Here is a 2,039-nt window from a genome sequence, read left to right on the forward strand (position 1 = left end):
TTTTGCTCATACAAGATCACAAGCCGATCGCCCTTTTGCAGCTTTTTAAAATTTACCTCATTTTTAAAAACAAGCATAAACTCATTCGCTAAAGCCGCATTGCCCGTAGCTTTGATGATGTCTTGATAGGGCGAGCTTTCGATCTGAATTCCTAAAGAGTAGCTGTTTTCCTCATAAACTATCGGAGTATAAACGAATCTAAAAGTGCCGAATTTATCGCGGTAAATGTGGATCTGAAGCTCCTCACTGACGGGGATTAACAGCTGGGAGACGCGACCTGCTGGATCACGCAAAATTTGACACTCCACGCCAGCTCGTACCTCGGCGGCAAGCTCTTGATCCTCTTTATCCAGGTCGTAATATACAGATGCGGGGATGCCCGCGGTTTCCATAAATTGCAGCAGACTCACGCCATCGGGCCAGGCAAACTTCTCTACGCTGGGGTTGTTCGCAAAAACTACGCCTATCCACAGAAAAAGCAATATAAAAATTCTAGTCATATAAAACCGCTTTGAAATATTATTTTAAGGCGGGATTGTAACGAAAAAACGCTTATATTTCGTAAATACCGCGGAATTTTATCGCTAATTTCAAAGTTTTATGTATAATTAGCCGAAATTTTATTCAGGAGCAGAATTTTGAAAAAAGCTTTACTTATTTTAGGTCTATTTTTAAGCGCGGCGATAGGGGCGGAATTTAACATGCCGCGATACGAAACCGCCCTACTTAGCGTAACGGATGGTTCGGGCGAGATCACAGATAGCCCTACGATTGCCGTAGGCAGCAGCGGAGTTGTGATGCATAATTTCGGTAGCGGCGCGAGCTCCATCATCGCGCGCGCAGTCGTGACGCAAAAAAGCGCAGGCAAGGCAAAGGTGCGATTTGAGGTTTTTGATATGTTAGCTCAAGAGGCGCTGCCGCTGCCTAAAATTTTACCCTCAAGCGGCGATAAAGTGATCTTAAATTTCCTCTATGACCGCGCCATAATCGTCGCGCCTAACGCTGAAATTTACGAGCAGGTTATCAAGGCTTTTCCGAATATAAATTTTATCCACCCAGATCTTGGCGGCGCCTATCTTAGCTACAACCACAAGCCAAATCCCAGCCGTGACGATTTTCGTAAAATTTGCGCGCAAAACAGCGCCGGACTGATTTTTATCGCGATGGACAAACAAGGCGTATTTGCCGACTGTGGTAGTTTCAAGCCTTTGCGTACGTTTGCTAGCGGCAGCGTAGCTTATTATCAGCTACCATTTTACTCGCGCGTGGGCGAGATAAAGACCGTCATTTGGGATTTTACTAATGGCCCGATCAGCGATTACGACAAACACTACCGCTATTTGCTGGGCTTAGATGGCGACGAATAGCGCTGCGCGAGCGTTTTTTACAAATCTATTAGGCGCGGATAATGCCTATTTTGACGAGGCTCATCGCACGGCATACTGCTACGACGCGACGAAAAGGCGCTGTCTGCCGGACGGCGTGCTTTTCCCGCGAAGTGAAGATGATGTCAGTCAAATTTTAAAATTCTGCAACAAAAATTTAATCCCTGTAGTTCCAAGAGGCGCAGGTAGCGGCTTTACGGGTGGATCTTTAGCCGCAAACGGCGGAGTGATTTTAGCATTTGAAAAACATATGAATAAAATTCTAGAAATCGACATGCAAAATCTACTTGCCGTAGTCCAACCCGGCTGCATAAATATCGATCTGCAAAAAGCAGCCGCAGCGCGCGGGCTTTTTTATCCGCCCGATCCCGCAAGCCAGGATTATTCCACGCTAGGAGGCAATGTCGCCGAAAACTCCGGCGGTATGCGCGCCGCAAAATACGGCATCACCAAAGACTACGTAATGGCATTGCGTGCGGTACTGCCTAACGGCGAGGTGATCCGAGCGGGCAAACGCACTATCAAAGATGTCGCAGGCTTCAACGTGGCAGGAATTTTAATCGCAAGCGAAGGTGCGCTTGCCATCATCACCGAAATCACACTCAAGCTCATCTCAATGCCAAAGCTTAAAAAGACCGCGATGGGCGTTTTCCC

Annotated in this window: 2 protein-coding genes and 1 pseudogene; 2 read left to right on the forward strand and 1 reads right to left on the reverse strand. The window is 47.0% G+C overall.

From position 1 onward, the window contains the following. Positions 1-500, reverse strand: a pseudogene (locus Q0095_RS03680) (M23 family peptidase); the annotation flags it as partial. 138 nt (positions 501-638) lie between these two features. On the opposite strand from Q0095_RS03680, the gene Q0095_RS03685 reads away from it, so the two are divergent. Both Q0095_RS03685 and Q0095_RS03690 read left to right on the forward strand, forming a co-directional pair. Next, positions 639-1,367, forward strand: a complete 729-nt coding sequence (locus tag Q0095_RS03685; protein WP_297881461.1) for a plasminogen-binding N-terminal domain-containing protein — start codon at positions 639-641, stop codon at positions 1,365-1,367. Continuing rightward, positions 1,354-2,039, forward strand: a 686-nt coding sequence (locus Q0095_RS03690) for an FAD-binding protein (protein WP_297881463.1), incomplete at its 3' end; no start/stop codon positions are given. The genes Q0095_RS03685 and Q0095_RS03690, both read left to right, overlap by 14 nt.

It is taken from the genome of uncultured Campylobacter sp., from assembly GCF_938045535.1.
Lineage (GTDB): Bacteria > Campylobacterota > Campylobacteria > Campylobacterales > Campylobacteraceae > Campylobacter_B.